General features: G+C 41.6%; 15 protein-coding genes and 1 pseudogene. 8 read left to right on the forward strand and 8 right to left on the reverse strand.

From position 1 onward, the window contains the following. Positions 1-277 precede the first annotated feature (277 nt). The 6 genes and pseudogenes from C3V44_RS10865 to rsgA all read left to right on the forward strand — a co-directional run bounded on the left by C3V44_RS10865 (position 278) and on the right by rsgA (position 12204). Positions 278-2148: pseudogene (locus C3V44_RS10865) on the forward strand (glycoside hydrolase family 13 protein). A 140-nt stretch (positions 2149-2288) separates the two neighbouring features. Then, on the forward strand, positions 2289-5315 hold the full coding sequence (locus tag C3V44_RS10870; RefSeq protein WP_106096469.1) for a reprolysin-like metallopeptidase: 3027 nt from the start codon (positions 2289-2291) through the stop codon (positions 5313-5315). A 68-nt stretch (positions 5316-5383) separates the two neighbouring features. Continuing rightward, positions 5384-7693 (forward strand): reprolysin-like metallopeptidase, encoded by a 2310-nt coding sequence (locus C3V44_RS10875; RefSeq protein WP_106096470.1) that lies wholly within the window; start codon positions 5384-5386, stop codon positions 7691-7693. A gap of 50 nt (positions 7694-7743) precedes the next feature. Next, complete coding sequence (locus C3V44_RS10880; RefSeq protein ID WP_106096471.1) at positions 7744-10728, forward strand: reprolysin-like metallopeptidase; 2985 nt, start codon at positions 7744-7746, stop codon at positions 10726-10728. A gap of 24 nt (positions 10729-10752) precedes the next feature. After that, positions 10753-11262, forward strand: a complete 510-nt coding sequence (locus C3V44_RS10885) for a CvpA family protein (protein WP_106096472.1) — start codon at positions 10753-10755, stop codon at positions 11260-11262. 3 nt (positions 11263-11265) lie between these two features. Further along, complete coding sequence (rsgA, locus tag C3V44_RS10890; RefSeq protein ID WP_106096473.1) at positions 11266-12204, forward strand: ribosome small subunit-dependent GTPase A; 939 nt, start codon at positions 11266-11268, stop codon at positions 12202-12204. A gap of 211 nt (positions 12205-12415) precedes the next feature. Here the strand turns inward: rsgA and C3V44_RS10895 are convergent, their stop codons facing one another. Then, positions 12416-13411 (reverse strand): glycosyltransferase family 2 protein, encoded by a 996-nt coding sequence (locus tag C3V44_RS10895; protein ID WP_106096474.1) that lies wholly within the window; start codon positions 13409-13411, stop codon positions 12416-12418. A gap of 101 nt (positions 13412-13512) precedes the next feature. On the opposite strand from C3V44_RS10895, the gene C3V44_RS10900 reads away from it, so the two are divergent. Together C3V44_RS10900 and recJ are read left to right on the forward strand one after the other, a co-directional pair. Next, a complete protein-coding gene (locus C3V44_RS10900) occupies positions 13513-14376 on the forward strand; it encodes an RNA polymerase sigma factor RpoD/SigA (RefSeq protein ID WP_002673542.1) in 864 nt (287 codons plus the stop codon). Between the two features lie 93 nt (positions 14377-14469). Then, positions 14470-16164: a single-stranded-DNA-specific exonuclease RecJ gene (gene recJ, locus C3V44_RS10905; RefSeq protein WP_106096475.1), complete on the forward strand. Its 1695-nt coding sequence runs from the start codon at positions 14470-14472 to the stop codon at positions 16162-16164. Positions 16165-16219: 55 nt separating this feature from the next. Here recJ and tpx read toward each other — a convergent pair whose 3' ends face one another. The 7 genes from tpx to C3V44_RS10940 all read right to left on the reverse strand — a co-directional run bounded on the left by tpx (position 16220) and on the right by C3V44_RS10940 (position 20693). Then, positions 16220-16717, reverse strand: coding sequence for a thiol peroxidase (gene tpx / locus C3V44_RS10910; protein ID WP_002673532.1), 498 nt, complete (start codon positions 16715-16717; stop codon positions 16220-16222). Between the two features lie 73 nt (positions 16718-16790). After that, positions 16791-18020 (reverse strand): NAD(P)/FAD-dependent oxidoreductase, encoded by a 1230-nt coding sequence (locus C3V44_RS10915; protein WP_106096476.1) that lies wholly within the window; start codon positions 18018-18020, stop codon positions 16791-16793. Between the two features lie 2 nt (positions 18021-18022). Continuing rightward, positions 18023-18457 carry a PepSY-like domain-containing protein gene (locus C3V44_RS10920; protein WP_106096477.1) on the reverse strand — a complete coding sequence of 145 codons (435 nt, stop codon included), beginning with the start codon at positions 18455-18457 and terminating at the stop codon, positions 18023-18025. Between the two features lies 1 nt (position 18458). Further along, positions 18459-18905, reverse strand: a complete 447-nt coding sequence (locus C3V44_RS10925) for a PepSY-like domain-containing protein (protein WP_106096478.1) — start codon at positions 18903-18905, stop codon at positions 18459-18461. Positions 18906-18981: 76 nt separating this feature from the next. Beyond that, on the reverse strand, positions 18982-19425 hold the full coding sequence (locus C3V44_RS10930) for a PepSY-like domain-containing protein (protein ID WP_106096479.1): 444 nt from the start codon (positions 19423-19425) through the stop codon (positions 18982-18984). Positions 19426-19466: 41 nt separating this feature from the next. Beyond that, the gene (locus tag C3V44_RS10935) at positions 19467-20147 is read right to left on the reverse strand and encodes an ABC transporter ATP-binding protein (RefSeq protein WP_106096480.1); all 681 of its coding nucleotides are present in this window, start codon (positions 20145-20147) and stop codon (positions 19467-19469) included. Continuing rightward, a complete protein-coding gene (locus tag C3V44_RS10940; RefSeq protein WP_053580990.1) occupies positions 20148-20693 on the reverse strand; it encodes a Smr/MutS family protein in 546 nt (181 codons plus the stop codon). Between the last annotated feature and the right edge of the window lie 38 nt (positions 20694-20731).

A 20731-nucleotide genomic window follows, 5' to 3' on the forward strand; every position in this document is an offset into this window, starting at 1 on the left:
AATTGATAATTGACAATTGAATAGGGGTGAGATGTTTGATAGACTTTAAACGAAACTATGATGGCTTTATAGTGGGTCTACAGTGGGTCTACAGTGGGTCTACAGTGGGTCTACAGTGGCTCTACAGTGGCTCTACAGTGGAGACTAACCAAAGATTAATAGAATACTAATAGAACTTACAATGTTGTTACTATCAACTGTATCTCTCGTTCTGTGGGGTCGAACTTGTCCGACCTAAAATAATTAACTACTATTTTTCATTGTTATTTAAAAAGAAATGCTTATCTTTGCGCGAATAAACATCCGTGTAACTTGCACTATGAAATACATTATTACCCTTATGGGATTATTTACTTTTGGAATGACTCACGCTCAGATTCAGCGTGTAGAACCGCCTTTTTGGTGGGAAGGAATGCACTACAGCCAAGTGCAGGTATTGCTCTATGGCAAAAACATCGCTCAGTACAATGTGGAGAGCGAGTTGCCTATTGTAAACATACTGAAAACAGAAAACCCTAACTATCTGTTTGTAACCGTCGATACCAAAGATAAAAAAGCGGGCAACTATACCATTTCGCTATTGCAAAAGAAAAAGAAAGTGGGCAGTGTTCGCTACGAATTAAAAGCGCGTCGTGAGGGCTCGGCTTACCGCAAGAGTTTCGACAGCAGTGATATGATTTACCTGATTATGCCCGACCGCTTTGCTAATGGTAAACCCGACAACGATTCGCACCCCGCACTTACTGATAAGCTCAACCGCTCAGATTCTTTCGGTCGTCACGGGGGGACATTCAGGGGATTATCGACCATTTGGATTATATACAATCCTTAGGAGCTACGGCTATATGGAGTACGCCCTTATGTGAGGACAACGAACCACAACATTCTTATCACACTTATGCCCAAACCGATGTGTACAAAATAGACCCGCGTTATGGTACGAATGAAGAGTACCGACAGCTCTCAGCGGCTTTGCACAAGCGCGGTATGAAGCTCATCAAAGATTATGTAACCAACCACTGGGGCAGTCAGCATTGGATGCTGAAAGACCTGCCTTGCTACAACTGGTTACACCAATTTCCTGGTTATGGACAGAGCTCTTTTAGGATAACTACTCAGATGGACAGCAATGCCTCGGAATGGGACAAAAAGTACTGCGAAAAAGGTTGGTTTGCACGCTCTTTGTCTGACCTCAATCAAGCGAACCCATTGGTACTAAACTACCTCACCCAGAACGCGATTTGGTGGATAGAATACGCCGACCTCGACGGTTTGCGTGTGGATACTTATCCGTATAACGACAAAGCAGGCATTGCCCAATGGACGAAAGCTATTACTGATGAATATCCTTATTTCAACATTATGGGCGAGGTATGGCTTACTCAAAGCGCACAAGTGTCGTATTGGCAAAAGGATAGCCCTATTAGTGCGATACAAAGCTATAACACTTACTTGCCTACGGTAATGGACTTCCCGCTCTTCGGTGCAATAGGTGAGGCTTTCCGTACCACACCTTCGTGGGACAAAGGGATGATGCAACTCTACGACAACTTTGCGAACGACTTTCTGTATAAAGACATCAACAATCTGCTCATCTTTGCAGAAAATCACGATACGGCACGTATCAATCACGTATATCCTAAGATAGAGGATTATAAGATGATTATTACCTTGCTAGCAACGGCACGTGGTATTCCGCAATTGTATTACGGTAGTGAGATAGCAATGGCAGGCGACAAGAGTAAGGGCGATGGAGATATACGACAAGATTTCCCTGGAGGCTGGGCAGGCGATACGCAGAACGCTTTTAGCGCTTCGGGGCGTACGGCTACTCAGAAAGAGTATTACGATTTTACGGCTAAACTCTTCAATTGGCGTAAGGACAAAGCCGTAATTCACTACGGGAAGACCAAGCAATACTTACCTGAAAATGAAGTGTATGTTTATTTCCGTTACAACGATACCGAGACTGTAATGGTAGTGCTCAACAACAGCGAAAAGAGCCAAACGCTCCACCTAAACCGCTTTGCCGAGAGTTTGGCGGGATTTTTGAGGGGGAGAGATATCATCTCGGGGAAAGAGATTGTTTTAGGGGATACTTTGGAAGTAGCAGGTAAGACAAGTCTTATTATAATGATGAATCATTAATGGTTAATAGTTGCTCCAAGATTGCTTTAAGTAACCTCTCTCCTGTGACTTTTTCAACTTTGCCAAAGTTCAAATTTTGGCAAAAGTTTGTGATGCAAAGATGATACTAATGCTATGGATAAAATACTGAATTTAAACTTATGAAGAACATCATTACAATAGGATTGCTAATAGGGTGTGTGTTCTTTGGGAAAGCACAGAGCGAGGCAGATAAATGGCTAAAAGCAGTATCGGCACAACAGGGTATTGCCATTGAGTGGCAGGAGCGCAAAACCTCTCTTGCCTCAGAGGGAATTCGCTCTTTTGTGGGTTACTACCAAGACAATTTTGTAGCGACCCTTTCGGTAGGAGGACAGAGCGTGTCGGGGAGTTTTCACTACCGAGATGCATCGTTTGAGATAAATGTGCAAAAAGGACAATTGGTCTTTTCGCCTAATAAAGATTTCCGATGTGGCACTACCGATACGCCTCATTCGCACCCAAGCCCTTCGACAGCACGTCCTACAATATTAGCCGAAGAAACCACTCCTACCATTGCCAACACACAAACACTAAGAATATACCGTTTGGCGATGCATATCCCTTATAGCACCTTCAGCACAGAACACTTAGAGAAAAACATACAAAAAGTAAAAACGTTTTGGGCAGATACTGAAAACTTCCTAAATGAAGTGTACATACGCGATTTGGGAGTGCGTTTTGAATTAGTAAACGATGAGCGTCTCATCATCAAAGACGAAAACAAAGAGACTTTTGCAAGCTTTCGCAATGCCGATTACGTTAAGGATCATTCAACAAAGGTTATCAACGGACTTATAGGAGAAAACAGTTATGACGTGGGTATCTCTCTTGCATATACCGCTTCCTTAAAAAAAGGAGTAAGAGGATTGGCTTATCTTAAAGGTGTTTATCAGGCTAATACCAAAGCTGATGCAGTAGCAGTACTTACCAAAGAAGTCATAGCTCACGAAATCGGACACTTATTCGGTGGTAAACATACTTTTGGTAGCTATAAGGGCTCAGAAGCCTACGATAGTGAAAAGACAGAGTATGACAGAGGTACTTCGGTGATGAGCTATGGCAGTCCGCGTGATTTCTTCTCGCTGTCGAGCATTCAGCGCATACGGGAACTATTGACGAAAGTACCCGTGAAAGCTCACGACAAGACTTTCACTACTCAAGCTCCTCGCATAGACCACAGCAAGATTAAAAGTCATTATACGATTCCCAAGGGTACTTTCTTTCAATTCTATATTCCTGCTATCGACCCCGATAGTGCAGAACTGCTATACGCCGTAAACCAACACGATGTGCGCAATGGTGCTGAATCCCCTATAACGCAATACATTATCTACAAACCTACTCCAGCTAACCCTGTAACTATTAAAACAGAGTATCACAAAGACTCAGGTAGTGTAATAGCCAATAGTGGCTTAGCACAACAAACTACGGGTACTTTTACCTTTTGGTTGGGAGTGAGCGATGCCCCACTCCAACCGTCAGCCGACTATATAGTACAATACGATTTGGCTGAAACCAAAGTAACGGTAAAAGACGGTATCCCCTTCAAAATTACGACTACCCCAAAAAACGAATACAAAGGAGGCGCTCAACTCACCCTTAGTTGGAACGTAGATAATACTATTTTCAAAGACACCAAAGTGCGTATCCTGCTCTCAGATGATTTAGGTAAGACGTTTAAACATATGGTAGTAGCAGAAACTGATAACAACGGCAGTAAAGAAATTACCTTGCCTAATATCAGCACTACTCAAGCCGTCTTAAAAGTAGAAGTAATCGATGGTTTAGCCTTTGACCTTACTAACTACAACCCTAAAAGCGGTGGTTTTACCATTGAAAAGAATTCAGCCCTTCCCGAACCTCTCCTTTGGGCATCACTTCCTAATCATCTTACCCTTTCTTGTGAACAATCTATTCCAGCGGTAGTATTGCCTACAGTTACAGGTGGTTGTACTCCTGTGGTTACTCTTCGAAAAGAAGAACGCATCAAAGGTAATTGTGACTATACTTATACTCTCAAACGCATTTTTATAGCTACCGACACTTGTAACCAAACGCTTACTTATACTCAAACTATTAACGTAATAGATAAAACTCGCCCCACTTTTGTAGAGGCTTTACCCCAAAATATGAGTATTAAAGAAGGTGAAACAATCCCTACCCAAGTAACGCTCACCGCTACTGATAATTGTGGCACCGCTACTGTTACGCCTTCTCATAAAGAAGTAAAAACTAATGGGAAAGTCTCTCAGCTTATCTATATGTGGGAAGCTAAAGATGCTTGTGGCAATGTTACTACCCACCAGCAAATTATTACCATTGTACCTAAAACAACTCCTATACCTCTCACTTGGGCAACACTTCCTAACAATATAACCGTTGATTGTGCCAAAGCTATTCCAGCTGTGCAAACCCCTACAACACAAGGAGGCTGTGCTAAGGTAGTGATTACTCGCGCCGATAAAGAACTCAACAAGCGATGCCTCAACAACTTCACGTTAGAGCGTACTTTTACCGCTTCCGATGGTTGCACAACTCTTACCCATACCCAGCGCATTGCCGTAGCCGATACCACTCCACCTACTTTTGTAGGGACTTTACCTCAAGACCTCACGATTAAAGAAGGGACACCTGTCCCTCAACAACAGAGTATTTCAGCAGAAGATACTTGTGCAGGACAACCTACCGTTACAATGTCTCCAAAAGAAGAAACCCTCACTAACGGAAAGCTCTCTAAAGTCGTTTATAAGTGGGTAGCGCGTGATGTGTGTGGCAACGAAAGAGTGTATACGCAAACCATTATCATTACCCCAGTAATACCACAACCACCTACACCGCCAATAGTACCTTCTGTTAAAGAAGTAGTGATTTACAATGCCGTTTCTACTGAAAAAGGCTCTGATAACTATTTCAGAATAGAAAATACAGATGAAAACCGACCTATTACCTTACTTATTTTTGATGAAATGGGCTTAAAAGTATATGAAAGTAACCATTATCAACAAAAAGGTGAATATTTTAGAGGCTATCCTAATGTAAGAGGAGTGATAGGTAGCAAACGCTTAGCAGGTACTTATTTCTATGTGGTTACCTACTATTTCAAAGGACAGCAAGAAACAAAAAAGGGATTCCTATATGTAAGATAACTTGTTAAATTTTGCTTGCTATTTGTTAATTGTTTTGTACCTTTGCGCCGTTTTTTTAAGCCAAACTAATGAAACATATACTACGCTACTTACTTTGGCTATGCCTAAGCATAGAGGTAGCCAATGCACAAACTAATATCCAAAGTGTTATAGCTCTTTTTGCTGAAAAACCTTCTGTAGAATGGGCACCCCCTATTCCTAACTCACCTTCTATGCTCGTACAATGGCAAGCGCGAACTACTTCTAAGGAATTTCGCTCGTTTGTAGGCTACTACCAAGACCATTTTATGGGCGTCATCAGCTTTGACAAACAGCAGTTAAGCGGTGAAGTGTTTTACAGAGGAAACTCCTATGTGTTGGGTACTTCCCCCCAAGGAATGCTTACTGTTGAGGCAGTAACCGATGAGCACGATTGTGGTGCGAGTTCTTTGGGAAAACAAGCACTCAGTGCACGCAATTTCTTTCCCGAAAGCGATGAAGATAAGAATGACCCTCCTATCGAGCAACCAGAGATTTACAATTCACTTTATCCTAAAGCGCTCATTCACACTGATGGGGTGTTTAGACATTACCGCTTGGCAATACCAGTAGATTATAGTTATTACAACTCTAAGCGTTTCAATAGAGAGATAAATAAAATCAAAACGTTTTGGTATGCTACTATTACCTTTTTGAATGAGTTATATCGGAATGATGTAGGTGTAGATTTCACCTTAGTAGACGATGAAGCGCTTATCATCACTACCCCCGAAAAAGAAATGTTCCGCCGAGGAACTCCTGCTAATGATGTGGTGAATGACGGTACTATCACTCTCAACAAACGTTACGATAAAAACAAATACGATATAGCGGTGATTATCACCGATTATCGCGAGAACTACAACGGTTTAGCAGCGGTTTATGCGGCTTATGAACAACACCAAAAAGCCAATGCGGCAGCACGCCCCATAAAGCCTTCTACCATTGCCCACGAAATAGGACATATGTTTGGTGCAGACCATACATTTTCTAACGGAGGACAGTATTCTAGCAAAACTGAAACTGGCTCGGGTCAATCGATTATGAGTTACGGTCACGAGCACCCTCGCGATTTCTTTTCGCTTATAAGTCTGCAAGAAATACGCAAATTCTTGGGTAACTCTATGGCTTATTACGCCGATGAAGCACGTACCCAAGAGGCAGGCAAGCGTGTAGAGGGAACAGGCTCTAATCTTGTTTATGGAGTAAAGAGTAACAACCGCCCCCCAGTGCTTGATAGAACGCACATTAAGAAAACCTATACTATCCCTGAAGAAACATATTTCCAATTCTACCTGAACGCTACCGACCCCGAAGGCGATGCGCTTACTTATATAGCTCACCCCGCTGATAGGCGTTTTCACTCTACCAAATCTAACGCTCGTTTTATGACCTACAAAGGAAAATCTGATGGTAATATATGCTTTGAAACCACTTGGTTTGAGAGTGAGCGCAATACCTTTGTACCTATAGGAGCTGCCGATTCTTACAAAAAAGGTACTTTCACCTTTTGGTTAGCTGCCGCCGATCATAACAAAGACAATAGCAACCACGTAGTGAAATACGATGTAGAAGAGGTACAAGTGAAAATAGTCAAAGGTAAACCTTTTGAAATACAAAATTTCGACAATGGTAGTTGGGAGCAGAACAAGACCTACAAAGGAGGTCAGACAATTTTGCTTCATTGGCAGGTAGACGAGGCTATTTTTACCAAAGATAGTAAGGTACGTATCCTTCTTTCAACCGACTCTGGTAAAACCTATAAGTATGTATTGAAAAAAGAAGTAGCTAATAATGGCACTTGCCAAGTAGAGCTTCCCAATATATCCGTAGGTACTACTCGCGGACATTTTGGCAAACAAAGAGGACAAGGCATCATCAAAATAGAAGTGATTGATGGCTTGGCTTATGCATTGTCTTGTACAAAGCCTTATCACGTAGGAGGTTTTATGATACAAAAAGACTCTACAAAACCTGAAACTACGCCAGAACCAGAACCTCAGCCCAACCCTCAGCCCAACCCTCAACCACAACCCAGTCCGTCAGACTCTTCTGACTCATCAATATTACCTAATGCAACAGCAATTATATACAATGCTGTCTCAACCACTAACCCCGAGAACTATTTTAAAATAGAAAATGCTGACGAAGATCGCCCTATCTCGGTGCTCATCTTCGATGAAATGGGACTCAAAGTATACGAGAACAATTATTACGGCAAAAACGGTGAAGTGTTTAGGGGCTACTCTAATCTAAAAACTATAAGTAACAAACCTCTTGCAGGTACTTATTTCTATATAGTTATTTATTATAAAGATGGTAACTTAGAAGAAAAGAAAGGATTCCTATATGTAAGATAATAGGAATTCTTACCTGTTAACTAATACTAACGACTAATAACTAACAACAAATGAAAATATCACGACTTTTACTACTCTGGTTCTTCGTAGCAGGAACCATAAATGCACAACAAAAAGCTACTGAGGTGATACGCCTTTTTGGTACAAACACCTCAGTACAATGGAATGTTCCTATCGAAGGAAAATCTATATCGCTCAACTGGCAAGCACGCCCCAATAGCCTTGCTCAAGAAGGTTTCCGCACTTTCGTTGCCTATCACAATGGCAATTTTGCAGGAACGCTCTCAATGAATAAAAATACCCTATCAGGTGAAGTATGGCACGATGGTCATTCTTATTTCATCAACACTGAAAACGGGATACTGAAAGTTACTACCGATAAAGAACACTTCACTTGTGGCACTTGCGCCGATGGGCAATGTTCTCAAGCTACAACGCCCACTTCCCAAAGACTACCTATGCAAATAGTACCTACTAATGCAATGACTGCACGTGGAGCAATTTTGCGCGAAGAGGCACTTCCGTCAGACGACAAAAGAGTGCTTTACAATACCAATGTACTCAGAACCTATCGTTTGGCAATGCTCATCGATTACAGTTTTTACAAGGAACGTTGTTATGGTGATATAAATAAGGTAAAAGAATTTATGACAAAAGTAGAGGCAGGGCTCAACGAGGTATGCGGTAGAGAGATTGGCTGTCAATTTGCTTTGGTGAATGACCCTCGTCTTATCATCACTACTAAAGACAAAGAAATATACGATCACCCTGTGGTGAGAGAGGTATTGAATAGAGCGACTTCAGATTTTAATAATCTTATAGGCGAAGAGAATTACGATGCAGGTATTGTCTTTTCTATATACAGTGATAACCGTGGTTTGGCGCATTTGGGTGAAATTACAGGAAAGCTAAAAGGAGGCTGTATCGCCAATCACGAGTTTTATATCATCCTTCACGAATTAGGACACTTATTAGGCTCCGCACACACTTTTACCATAGGAGGGGCAACAGCTTCTTCTCATACCGAGCCCGATAGAGGGAACTCTATTATGAGTTACATCAACGACCCTAATGGCACTTATTTCTCTCTTCCGTCTATATACACCATCCGCAACCGTACCAATTTGCACGATGCTTATTATAGCGATAAAGCTCGTACTCAGTTGGTAGGCTTGCCACAGGACAATATCCCTTACGGTGAAGTTTCTACTAACCGTGCCCCCGTGATCCAACGTTCTACATTAAAGAAGGAATACAAACTGCCCCCTAACACTTACTTTCAATTCAATATAGAAGCAACCGACCCCGATGGCGACCCCCTTCTCTATATGGCACATCAAGCCGATTTTAATCAATTTGGCAAAGCGCGTTTCCCTTCTAACCGTCCTACCGAGAGCAACCATATAGAGTTCTATCAACCCTATAGAAAAAATGGATACAATGAATGGGAACCTGTTCCTTATAAGTTCACAGATAAAAAAGAAACCGGAGTTTTTACCTTTTGGTTAGGCGTATGCGACGGTAAAATAGGAGCTTACAAAAACGGAAAACCTCACGTAGCGCTCTATGATGTCTATGAAACCAAAGTAAATATAGTAGAGGGAACGCCTTTCAAGATTACTTCTGTAAGCAAGAGTAGTGCGGGAAAATACAAACGTGGTAAAGAAGTTACCATTAATTGGAGTGTAGATAAAAATATTTTTGGCAACGATAGCAAAGTGCGTATACTCTTCTCTGAGGATAACGGCAAGACCTACAAATATGTATTAGCTGATAGAATACCTAACAACGGACAAGCTACGGTCATTTTTCCTACACAAGCCAAAGGGTGGAAAAATTATAATCTTTTTGTAGAAGGACTCTTTAAAATAGAAGTAATAGACCATATTGCCTATGCTGTGAGCACTGACACCCCAGGCACTTTGGATATGCACAGCCCTGACATTACCTTTAAAAATTTGCCTGAGCCTGTGATAACTGTTAAAAAGAATGCTATTCCCGAAAAACCTAACGTTACCGCCGAATCTCATTATTGTGGTGCTAATAAAAAAGCTGAGGTAACTTTCTCAGAAGAACACCATACTACCTATTTATTGCGCAAATGGGTAGCAAAAGATAAATGCAACTATTCTGCTACAGCACAGCAATTTATCTATTACGAAAAAGAAGCGCCTACTAAAACCTTGCGTTTTGTAGCTCCTCTTCCTGAGGATAAACACGTACAATGCAGAGGCGATATCCCTGCTAAAGCTGAAGTAAAAGCAGAGGGTGCCGATAACATTCACATAGACTATGAAGAAGAGTTTAGAGAAGGTGACCGTAAGTCCTACAAACTCACTCGCTCTTGGATAGCCTATGCCGATGGAGCTTTGCCTATCCGTTATACCCAACAAATTTTCCTCAAAGACACTCAAAAACCAGTACTCTCGTCTTACCCCCCAAGTATGACCGTAAAGAGCGACGCCGATGTACCTGTAAGAGAAAACCTCACTGCAACCGATAATTGTGATGGGGCTTTACAAGTAGTATCTAGCCAAAGCAGTGAAGACAAAGACGGTAAAAAAATAGTGCGCTACGTGTGGTTCGTAGAAGATAGCGCTCATAACGAAAACCGTTATGAACAAGTAATCACTATTGACCCTAACGCTCAAAATCCTCAACCCCAACCCCAGCCCCAACCTCAACCACAACCTCAACCCAACCCACAACCGCAACCTAATCCGTCCGACCCGTCCAAATCACCCTCTGCGGCACTTATAATATATAATGCTGTCTCAACCACTAACCCCGAGAACTATTTCAAGGTAGAAAATGCCGATGAAGATCGCCCTATTTCATTACTTATTTTTGATGAAATGGGCTTAAAAGTGTACGAAAATAACCACTATCAGCAAAATGGTGACTATTTCAGAGGCTACCCTAACGTAAAAGGAGTGGTAGGTAGCAAACGCTTAGCGGGTACTTATTTTTATGTGGTTACCTACTATTTTAAAGGACAACAACAAACCAAAAAAGGAATTTTATACGTAAAATGATACTACTAAAAATATAATTGATGAATGAATAAAATAGATATTTTATTACTGGTAATTCTGGCTTTCGGAGCTGTACGTGGCTTTATGCGAGGGGTTATCATCGAAATGGCATCACTATTAGCTATTGTGATAGGTATCTATGGGGCGATACACTTTTCGTTCTTTACTGCCTCGTTGTTAGACAAGATTCTACCTGCCGAAAAGCAAACCTTGGAGATTTTTGCATTTGGTATTACCCTCGTTGTATTAATGCTGGGGGTAATGCTCTTAGCTAAAGTCCTTACCCAGATGCTCAAAATTGCCGAACTCGGTCTTCTGAACCGTTTAGCAGGAGCCTTGTTTGGCTTACTCAAAGTGGCTGTAATTGCAGGGTCGATGTTCTTGTTTTTAGAGCGTACCTTTCAAACCGAAAAGTGGCTCTCAGCCTCGGCTTTGAGTGAATCTCTTCTGTACAACCCCGTAAAGAGTATCAGTCAAGTAGTATACGCCAATGTATTTCCCGAGAAAGAGAAAAAAGAAGAGAAAAGTGAATAATAAATGGAAGGGTTAGTCTATAAATCTACAGGAAGCTGGTACACAGTGAAGGACGTCGCTACGGAGCAGTTCTACGAGTGTCGCATCAAAGGCAAATTCCGCCTAAAAGGCATTAAGAACACAAATCCCATAGCCGTGGGCGACCGCGTACTCTTTCGTTTGGAAGAGAGCAACAGAGGCGTCATTACCGAGATAAAAGAACGCGATAACTACATCATTCGTAAATCGGTAAACCTCTCTAAGCAAACTCATATCATCGCTTCCAATATCAACCTCGCTTTCTTGGTAATAACCCTCAACAATCCACCTACCTCTACTACTTTCATCGACCGTTTTTTGGTAACTGCCGAAGCCTACGGCATCAAAACCGTATTGCTTTTCAACAAAGTAGATACTTATACAGAAGACGAGCTCTCCGAAGTGAAATACCTCGCTTCAATATACCGCAAGGCAGGTTATGAATGTATAGGTATTTCGGCTACTACGGGCAAAAATATCGATAAGGTAAAAGCTACTATGGAAGGAAAAACCTGCGTGGTATCAGGGCATTCTGGTGCGGGCAAGTCTACCCTCATCAATGCCATAGCTCCCAATTTACATCTCAAAACTGCCGAAATTTCTCAGCAACATCAGCAAGGTCAGCACACTACTACTTTTGCCGAGATGTTCGATTTGCCTTTTGGGGCACGCATTATTGATACTCCAGGTATCAAAGGCTTTGGTATGGTAGAAATCGAAAAAGAAGAACTCACCGATTATTTTCCCGAGTTTTTCGCTCTCAAACACCAATGTAAGTTCAATAATTGTCTCCACACCGATGAACCCCAATGCGCTGTAAAAGCAGCCTTAGACCGCGATGAAATCGCTTGGTCGCGCTACAAAAGCTATCTCCAAATCCTAAAAGGCGAAGAAAGCGTATACCGAGAAGGCGAAGGAGAGTAGCGCAAAAAACAATATTAAAATAAAACACCTCCTTCTTACAAACAACAGACCTCCAATAGGAGGTCTGTTTTCTTTCGTTTTATTTCTGTGTAAATGCCCTTTATAGCAGTTTGAAAATCAAATCTTTATATAGCTATCCTATACCAATCGTCCAAGATTCGTATAAGCTTCCTATAAGCTTTCTATAAGCTCCCTACTACTAAAAAAGGGGTTATTTAAAGAATAAATGCGGGAAAAGAGTTTCGATTGGTTTCTTAACGAAAGCTATTTTTAATGTTGCTCTGAGAAATCCCCAACCATAACTAAAAAACTGTACCAGAAGTGCCCAAACCGATAAAAATCCTATCTTCACACTGCGGTTCTCTCGGGCACTGTCCCACCCTATCAATATAAAATAAGAAGCGTATACAAGCAAGGGAGCGATGTGTCCAAAAAAGGCTAACAGTATAGCACCACAAAGTCCCAAGGCAAAGCAAGTAGGCAACCAAAAAGTCAGCTTGTGCGTTTGCGGGTGCCAATGGTTAAGGATAGCCCGCGTTTGTCCAAATTTGCTCACTTGGGTACGGAATTTCGCCCACGAAATGCGCCGTTTGTGAAACACAAAAGCGGTAGGAATAAAAGCCGAATCAAAACCCTTTTCCCAAAGGCGTATCACCAAATCAGGGTCTTCACCAGGGTGTATTTTCCCAAAACCTCCCGTCGCCTCAAAAGCTTTACGCGATAAACCCATATTAAAACTGCGAGGTTCAAACCGCTGAATACGCTTTTGGCTACCGCGAATGCCCCCCGTAGTCAGCAAAGAAGTCATCGTATAGTTAATAGCTTTCTGAATATCGGTAAAGTCATCGGTAGCAGTATCCGAGCCCCCAAAACAATCTACATAATGGGCTTGCAAGAAGTCATCTACCGCTTCCAAATAATGAGAAGGCAAAATGCAATCGGAATCTAAAATGAGAAAATAATCGTGCTGAGCGCGTTGCATACCGTAATTGCGCGAGTCGCCCGGACCTGTATTAGGCTTAGAAAGATAAGTAATCGATAAATCGTTTTGGTATTTTTTACATATCTGCTCTGAAGTAATAGTAGAGCCGTCCTCTATCACTACTACTTCAAAATCATCTTCGTAAGTTTGTGATATAAGGCTGTTTAGCAGTTCGTCAAGTTCCTCAGGGCGATTGTATATAGGGATAATAAAACTATATTTCATCTGTTAAAGTAATGTTAAAATTAAAAGATTTTGTAACATCTCTATAATACCATACGTATAATATGCGTATAAGAATCGACAAAATTAAGGATTTTTTCTGAATGAGACAACTAAAAATTACCAAACAGGTAACCAACCGTGAAACCGCGTCTCTTGATAAGTATTTGCAAGAGATTGGTCGTGTAGATTTGATTACTGCTGATGAAGAGGTAGAATTGGCACAACGCATTAAGGCAGGCGATGTAGCCGCCTTAGAAAAACTCACCAAAGCCAATTTGCGCTTCGTGGTATCAGTAGCTAAACAATACCAAAACCAAGGGCTTACCCTGCCCGACCTTATCAACGAAGGAAACTTAGGGCTCATTAAAGCAGCACAACGCTTCGACGAAACCCGTGGATTCAAATTCATTTCCTACGCCGTATGGTGGATTCGCCAATCTATTCTCCAAGCCTTAGCCGAACAATCCCGTATTGTGCGCTTACCGCTGAATAAAATAGGTTCTATCAACAAAATTAACAAGATGTATGCTTACCTCGAGCAAGCCAATGAACGCGTACCTTCAGCCGAAGAGATTGCACGCGAACTTGATATGTCGGTAAATGATGTGAAGGAATCTATGAAGAATGCAGGTCGCCACATTTCTATGGACGCGCCTTTGGTAGAAGGAGAAGACTCTAACCTTTACGACGTGATTCGCAGTAACGAGTCACCTAACCCCGATAAAGCTTTAATATTAGATTCTTTGCGCACCGAGATAGAGCGTGCGCTCGAAACGCTTACCCCTCGCGAAGCCGATGTAGTTCGTTTGTATTTCGGTCTTTCCGACCAGCACGCAATGACCCTCGAAGAAATAGGTGAAACCTTCGACCTCACCCGCGAACGTGTACGTCAAATCAAAGAAAAAGCAATACGTCGCCTTAAACACACTTCCCGTAGTAAAATTCTAAAAACATACTTAGGCTAAGTGCGAGCCACACAAGCAATAATATCACACACTTTGCCAAAGTTTCACACTTTGGCAAAGTTTTTTTCTTACCTCTTATCTCTTACCTAAATAATGGACTACACTTGGAACTTTAAACCACTACCACCGCAAGCCATTGTTGCTACTTTGCAACAAGAGCTCAACATCAGTGAGCCTTTGGCGATTCTTTTAGCACAACGAGGTGTGACTACCTTTCAGCAAGCAAAAGATTTCTTCCGTCCTACACTCTCACAATTACATAATCCTTTCCTGATGAAAGGAATGAAAGAAGCCGTTGCTCGTTTAGATCGAGCCTTAAAAAGTAACGAAACAATCCTTATCTATGGTGATTACGATGTCGATGGTACTAGCGCCGTTTCTTTAATGGAGCGCTATCTTAGCAACTTCACTTCTAAATTGCACACCTACGTCCCTGACCGATATACCGAAGGCTATGGTATTTCTTTTCAAGGAATAGACTATGCCGAGGCACAAGGTTGTACCCTCATCATTGCGCTCGACTGCGGTATCAAAGCCATTGATAAAGTAGAATATGCCAAAGGAAAAGCCATTGATTTTATTATTGCCGACCACCACCGTCCTTCGGAACAAGTGCCCGATGCTATTGCCGTGCTCGACCCCCAGCAAGCTGATTGTCCTTACCCATATAAAGAACTCTGTGGTTGTGGCTTAGGTTTTAAATTAGCCCAAGCTTATCACGAGTATTTACAACGCCCGTTCAGCGAACTCATCCCTCTTTTAGACTTAGTAGCCGTTGCTACTGCTGCCGATATCGTACCAATGGACGGCGAAAACCGTTGCTTAACGTACTTTGGTTTGGAAGTGCTCAATAATAATCCATCGGCAGGCGTAAAAGCGCTTTTTGGTGAGCACCAAGGTAAAATTACCATAACCGATGTAGTGTTCAAAGCAGCACCTCGTGTGAATGCAGCAGGACGTATAGAACACGGCAAATACGCTGTTGCTCTCCTCACCGAAACTGATGAAGAACAAGCTGTACTTAAAGCTAAGGAGATAGACGCACTTAATACACATAGGAAAGAGCTGGACAGCAGTATCGCCGCCGAAGCTCTCAACCAAATAGAGGCAAATGGCGAGCAAGAACACTATACGTCGGTAGTGTTTAATGAAGAATGGCATAAAGGGGTGATAGGTATTGTCGCCTCTCGCCTTATAGAGCATTATTATCGTCCTACGGTAGTCTTTACTAAGAGTGGTAATAAGTATGCTGCTTCAGCGCGTTCGGTACAAGGATTTGATATTTACGAAGCTTTGGAACAATGCAGTGAGTATTTGGAGCAGTTTGGTGGTCATAAATACGCTGCCGGACTCACTTTGCGCCCTGAACAGTATCCGCTTTTCAAAAATGCCTTTGAAGAAGTAGTAAAGCAAACTATAGACTCTTCGCTTCGTATTCCCAAACTCTCTATAGATACCGCTTTGCCATTGAGCAAACTTACCCAAAAGTTGTATAACGTACTCAAACAGTTCGAGCCTTTCGGTCCTCTAAATCTCCCTCCGCTTTTCTATGCCGAAAACGTAATAGATACCGGCTTTGCCAAACGTATCGGTAAAGATGAAGAACACTTAAAACTCATCTTAAAAGAAGTAGGTACTACCTCGTATTACGACGCAGTAGGCTTTGGCTTAGCACATAAACTCCCCATAGTAACCTCTGGCAGACCTTTCAGCATAGTATATTCAATAGAAGAAAATCAGTGGAATGGCAGAGTAAGTTTGCAGTTACAAATAAGAGATATAAAATAAAAAAGAGGTTATTGGAATAGTATTCTAATAACCTCTTTTTTATTTGTTCCCCTACCTATTTCAAAGCCTCTAACGCTTTAACGTAGTTAGGCTCGTCTGTGGTTTCAGCTACTTGTTCTGTATAAACCACTTTCCCTTGCTCATCTAAAACTATTACACAACGTGATAATAACCCTTTTAAGGGAGTATCAGTAAAGACAATAGGGTAATGCTTTGCAAAATCACCTCTAAAGTCTGAAAGCATAGTGAGATTATCTATTCCTTCAGCAGCACAAAAGCGAGTAAGAGCAAAAGGAAGGTCTTTAGATACACAAAGGATAGCTACATTACTGAGTTTAGAAGCTTCCACGTGAAATTTGCGCACAGAAGCTGCACATACCCCCGTATCTACACTCGGAAAAATATTTAGTACAACTTTCTTCCCTTGAAAGTCTTTGAGTGTTACTTCAGCTAAATCATTCCTTACAGCTGAAAAATTAGGAGCTATAGTACCCACTTTGGGAAGTTCTCCAACAGTATGAGCTGGTTGTTCGTGAAACGTAATATTTGCCATAAAATATAGTTATTATTAATAATATGGAAATAAAACAAAAATAGTGCCAAGTATTAAGTTTATAATAGGATTATTATTGAATACTTTCTGCAATGATATAACCACCCGTCCACGCATTTTGGAAGTTAAAACCTCCAGTAATAGCATCAATATCGAGTACTTCTCCTGCTAAATAGAGCTGAGGGTATAGCTTGCTCTCATAAGTCTTAAAGTTGATTTCAGAGAGTTTTACACCACCTGCTGTTACAAATTCTTCTTTGAAGGTAGCTTTGCCCTCTATGGGAAAACGATATTGGGTAAGAGCTTCAGCCAGCCGACGCAATTGTGGTTTGTTGAGTTCTGCCCACACTTGTTCAGGGGCGATTCCTGCATTTCCTAAAAGAGCAGACCATAAGCGTTTGGGGAGTTCAAAAAGTGAGAAGCTTTGCATTGTTTTGCGTCCGTTGTGTTGTTTAAACTCTTGGAGAACAGAGAGCGTTTCGTCATAAGAAAGCGCCTCTGTGAGGTTAGCGGTGAAATTTACTTCCATTAAGCATTGGTAGTTACATTCAGCTAGCACACGAGCCCCCCAAGCCGAAGTGCGCAATACCGCAGGTCCGCTAAAACCCGTATGGGTGAAGAGTAGTGGAGCAGTCTCAGTTATTTTTAGTGATTTTCCTTCTTTGCTAAGCAAACGTACAGAAGCATTTACAGCAATACCCGATAGTTCTTTCGTCCATTGGGTGGAAGTATGAAAGGTAAATAACGAGGGGACTGGTGGTATGATAGTATGCCCCAAATTAGCTAACAATTGCCACATTTTAGGATTACTGCCGGTGGTAATGACTACATTTCGAGCAATGTAGGTCTGCTTGGGCGTACTTACTTGCCAACCTTCGGGAGTAGGAGAAAAGGCTTGTACATTCTGCTCAGCGAAGAGCTCTATATGGTGTCTTTTTATTTCGTTGAGGAAGCAATTTACAATGCTCTCCGAAGTATTAGAAATAGGAAATACACGACCATCAGCTTCAGTTTTGAGAGGGACACCGTGAGCTTCAAACCAGTCCATTGTATCACCACACATAAAACGGAGGAAAGGACTGAGGAGTTCCTTACTGCCACGAGGATAGTTCTTTACGAGTTCTTGGGGAGTAAAAGTAGCGTTGGTGAGGTTACAGCGTCCTCCGCCCGAAATGCGCACTTTGTGGAGTACTTCTTTGCTTTTTTCGAGGATAGCAATCTTAAAGTTAGGGTGTTTTTCAGCAGTATTAATAGCGGTGAAGAAGCCAGTAGCTCCTCCACCGATAATAAGAAGGTCGTACATAGTTATTTTACCCCAATAAAATTGAACTTATCGTCGAATTTAAGTTCTTGATCGTCGGTAAGTTCTGCTTCATATTTCTTTTTACTAAGGTTGCGTGATACTTCTTTGATAGATTCAAAAGGGAAAGTGGCACGTACGTGTGCTAATATTTTTTCGGGCACTACGTGATCAGGCACTTTGCCGTGACGAGCTTTAAGCTCTTTCCAATCGCCATCGCCGTTAAACTCTATTTCAAGTCCATCGCGAAAGATGACGGTGTACTCTTCGTCGTTGTAATCGGTGTCTTTCCATACCGAAGCGATGTGGTCTACCAAGAAATGCTCGCGCACAAAGTTGATAGCATCAGCAGGGAGGTCGTTAAAAGTTACTTTTTTGTCTTGTGCTGAGGCTACGCTGAAGGTAAGTGTAGCAGCAATGAGTAATAAAAATCGTTTCATTTTAGTCGTCTATTTTTAAGAATTTACCATTTAAGTTAAAAATGAGTTCTACCCCGTTGGAAAGGTCTACTTCGTATTTAGTACGTTCTTTTTTAATTTCTTTAACGATTACATTAGGGTAGTTTTTGTACACATACTTAGTAATTTTTGTAGGAACAATCTTGGGCGAAACTTGTCCGTTGCGTGATTTCACTTCTTTCCAATTGCCATCAGCACGAAACTCTATTTCTGTGCCATCAGCAAAGAGCACGGTGTAGTCCTCTACTTTGCCTTTCTCGGTATCTTGCCATACCGAAACGATGCTATTAGCAGAAAAATGTTGCTTAATAAAACTTTGTGCACTGGCAGGCAAAGTACTTATAGGTACGAGACCTTCGTCTTGAGCGGTAGCCACTCCAAAAGCAAGTAAAGAGAGGACTACTGTTGATAATGTTTTGAATGTATTCATCTTTTTATAATTGATATGTTTAAGGCGACAAAGGTAGCTAAAAATAAAAAAAGTACCATTCATTTGGTACTTTTTATTAGTCGTCTATTCTTAAAAATTGTCCTTTAGCATTGAATTCCAAATCGAGTCCGTTAGCGAGTTCTACCTCATAGCCATAGCGTTTCTTTTGGATTTTGTAGATATCCGTTTGAGGGTAGGTTTTCTTTACGTACTGAGCGATACCATTAGGAATAAGTTTTGCAGGTACAGCCTGAGTGCGAGTTTTCACTTCTTCCCAGTCTCCATTGGCATAAAATTCAATTTGAGTACCATCGTTAAAATACACTTTGTAATCTTGGTCGTGGAAATCGTCGTCTTTCCATACCGATGCGATATCATTTACTTTAAAGTGTTGTTTCACGAAAGTTTGCGCCTTAGCTGGTAATTGTTCAAAAGTAATAGGAGTGTCTTTAGCTGATACATTTTGCACTGCTATTACAGTCAATAAAAAAGTGGCGATAATTGATAATAATTTTTTCATCGTTTAATCTGTTTTTAAGTTTAACGGGGCAAAGATACTACCTAATTTTGGAAAGAATTGGGAATAATTATCCTTCCGTCTACCATCACTAGCTTTCTATCTGCCATAGTAGCCAATTCTTCGTTATGGGTGACAATTACAAATGTCTGCTGGAACTCATTACGCAGTTGGAAAAAGAGTTGGTGTAGTTTTTCAGCACTTTCAGAATCGAGGTTGCCACTGGGTTCATCAGCGAATACTACCGAAGGGTGGTTCATCAGGGCACGTGCTACCGACACTCGTTGTTGTTCGCCTCCTGAAAGGGCATTAGGCTTATGGTCAGCACGCGAGGTGAGGTGCAAAAAGTCTAAGAGCTCCATCGCGCGCTTTTCGGCTTCTTTCCTGCCTACCCCTTTGATGAGTGCAGGAATACAGATATTCTCCAAAGCAGTGAACTCGGGCAACAACTGGTGAAATTGAAAGATAAATCCGATATGTTCATTGCGGAATTTTGCCAAGGCTTTGGAGGATAACGACAATATATCCGTACCATTAATCACCAACGACGATGGTTTATTGGTATCTGGACTGTCCAAAGTACCTAAGATGTGTAACAGGGTAGTTTTTCCTGCTCCTGAAGCTCCTACTATCGATACAATTTCGCCTTTGGAAACGTTCACCGATACGCCTTTGAGTACTTCTAAATCTTTATAAGTTTTATGAATATTGGTAGCTTGAATCATTTATTTGGCATTTTGATAGATATATACTTCGGTAGCGCCTATGCCGTATTTGGCATATTCGGCATCGTAGAAAGTAACATTAGAATAACGTCCCAACAGGAATTCTAATTCGGTGCGCAACACGCCTTCGCCTACTCCGTGAATAAACACTACCCGCTGGATACGCTGTGCAATGGCAAACTCTAACTGCCGACGAGCGGTTTCGAGTTGTAGGGTAAGCATATCGTAGTTGGTCATATTCCTAGTAGAATTGACTAGTTGCTCAATGTGCAAATCTACTTCCATTGGAGGGATATTACGCTCTTTTTTAGTGAGTGGCGATTTGTTCTTGCGCTTGCTCACCACATCTTTGCGCAAACTCTCTTCATCTATATTCGTAAAAGCACCTTTTAAAGGCGCTTCCTCTTCAATAACTATTATTTCCTCAGGGCGGTAAGTTAATTCAAACCCCTCAGTAGTAAGCACTGTTACCTGCTGAGGCGTAAGGCGCACGATGTGTCCTTTAATGGTATCGTCTAATACTTCTATGTAATCTCCTATGTTCACAGTGCGAGGTGTGAGCCGCACGGGCAGTTAATTTGTTA

Origin of the sequence: Capnocytophaga sp. oral taxon 864 (assembly GCF_002998835.1) — a bacterium.
Taxonomy (GTDB): Bacteria; Bacteroidota; Bacteroidia; order Flavobacteriales; family Flavobacteriaceae; genus Capnocytophaga; species Capnocytophaga ochracea.

Coding starts and splice junctions, on each gene's coding strand:
- C3V44_RS10900 (WP_002673542.1), top strand. CDS start 13,513: ATGAGACAACTAAAAATTACCAAACAGGTAACCAACCGTGAAACCGCG.
- recJ (WP_106096475.1), top strand. CDS start 14,470: ATGGACTACACTTGGAACTTTAAACCACTACCACCGCAAGCCATTGTT.
- rsgA (WP_106096473.1), top strand. CDS start 11,266: ATGGAAGGGTTAGTCTATAAATCTACAGGAAGCTGGTACACAGTGAAG.
- C3V44_RS10925 (WP_106096478.1), bottom strand. CDS start 18,905: ATGAATACATTCAAAACATTATCAACAGTAGTCCTCTCTTTACTTGCT.
- C3V44_RS10930 (WP_106096479.1), bottom strand. CDS start 19,425: ATGAAAAAATTATTATCAATTATCGCCACTTTTTTATTGACTGTAATA.
- C3V44_RS10885 (WP_106096472.1), top strand. CDS start 10,753: ATGAATAAAATAGATATTTTATTACTGGTAATTCTGGCTTTCGGAGCT.
- C3V44_RS10895 (WP_106096474.1), bottom strand. CDS start 13,411: ATGAAATATAGTTTTATTATCCCTATATACAATCGCCCTGAGGAACTT.
- C3V44_RS10875 (WP_106096470.1), top strand. CDS start 5,384: ATGAAACATATACTACGCTACTTACTTTGGCTATGCCTAAGCATAGAG.
- tpx (WP_002673532.1), bottom strand. CDS start 16,717: ATGGCAAATATTACGTTTCACGAACAACCAGCTCATACTGTTGGAGAA.
- C3V44_RS10935 (WP_106096480.1), bottom strand. CDS start 20,147: ATGATTCAAGCTACCAATATTCATAAAACTTATAAAGATTTAGAAGTA.
- C3V44_RS10870 (WP_106096469.1), top strand. CDS start 2,289: ATGAAGAACATCATTACAATAGGATTGCTAATAGGGTGTGTGTTCTTT.
- C3V44_RS10920 (WP_106096477.1), bottom strand. CDS start 18,457: ATGAAACGATTTTTATTACTCATTGCTGCTACACTTACCTTCAGCGTA.
- C3V44_RS10915 (WP_106096476.1), bottom strand. CDS start 18,020: ATGTACGACCTTCTTATTATCGGTGGAGGAGCTACTGGCTTCTTCACC.
- C3V44_RS10880 (WP_106096471.1), top strand. CDS start 7,744: ATGAAAATATCACGACTTTTACTACTCTGGTTCTTCGTAGCAGGAACC.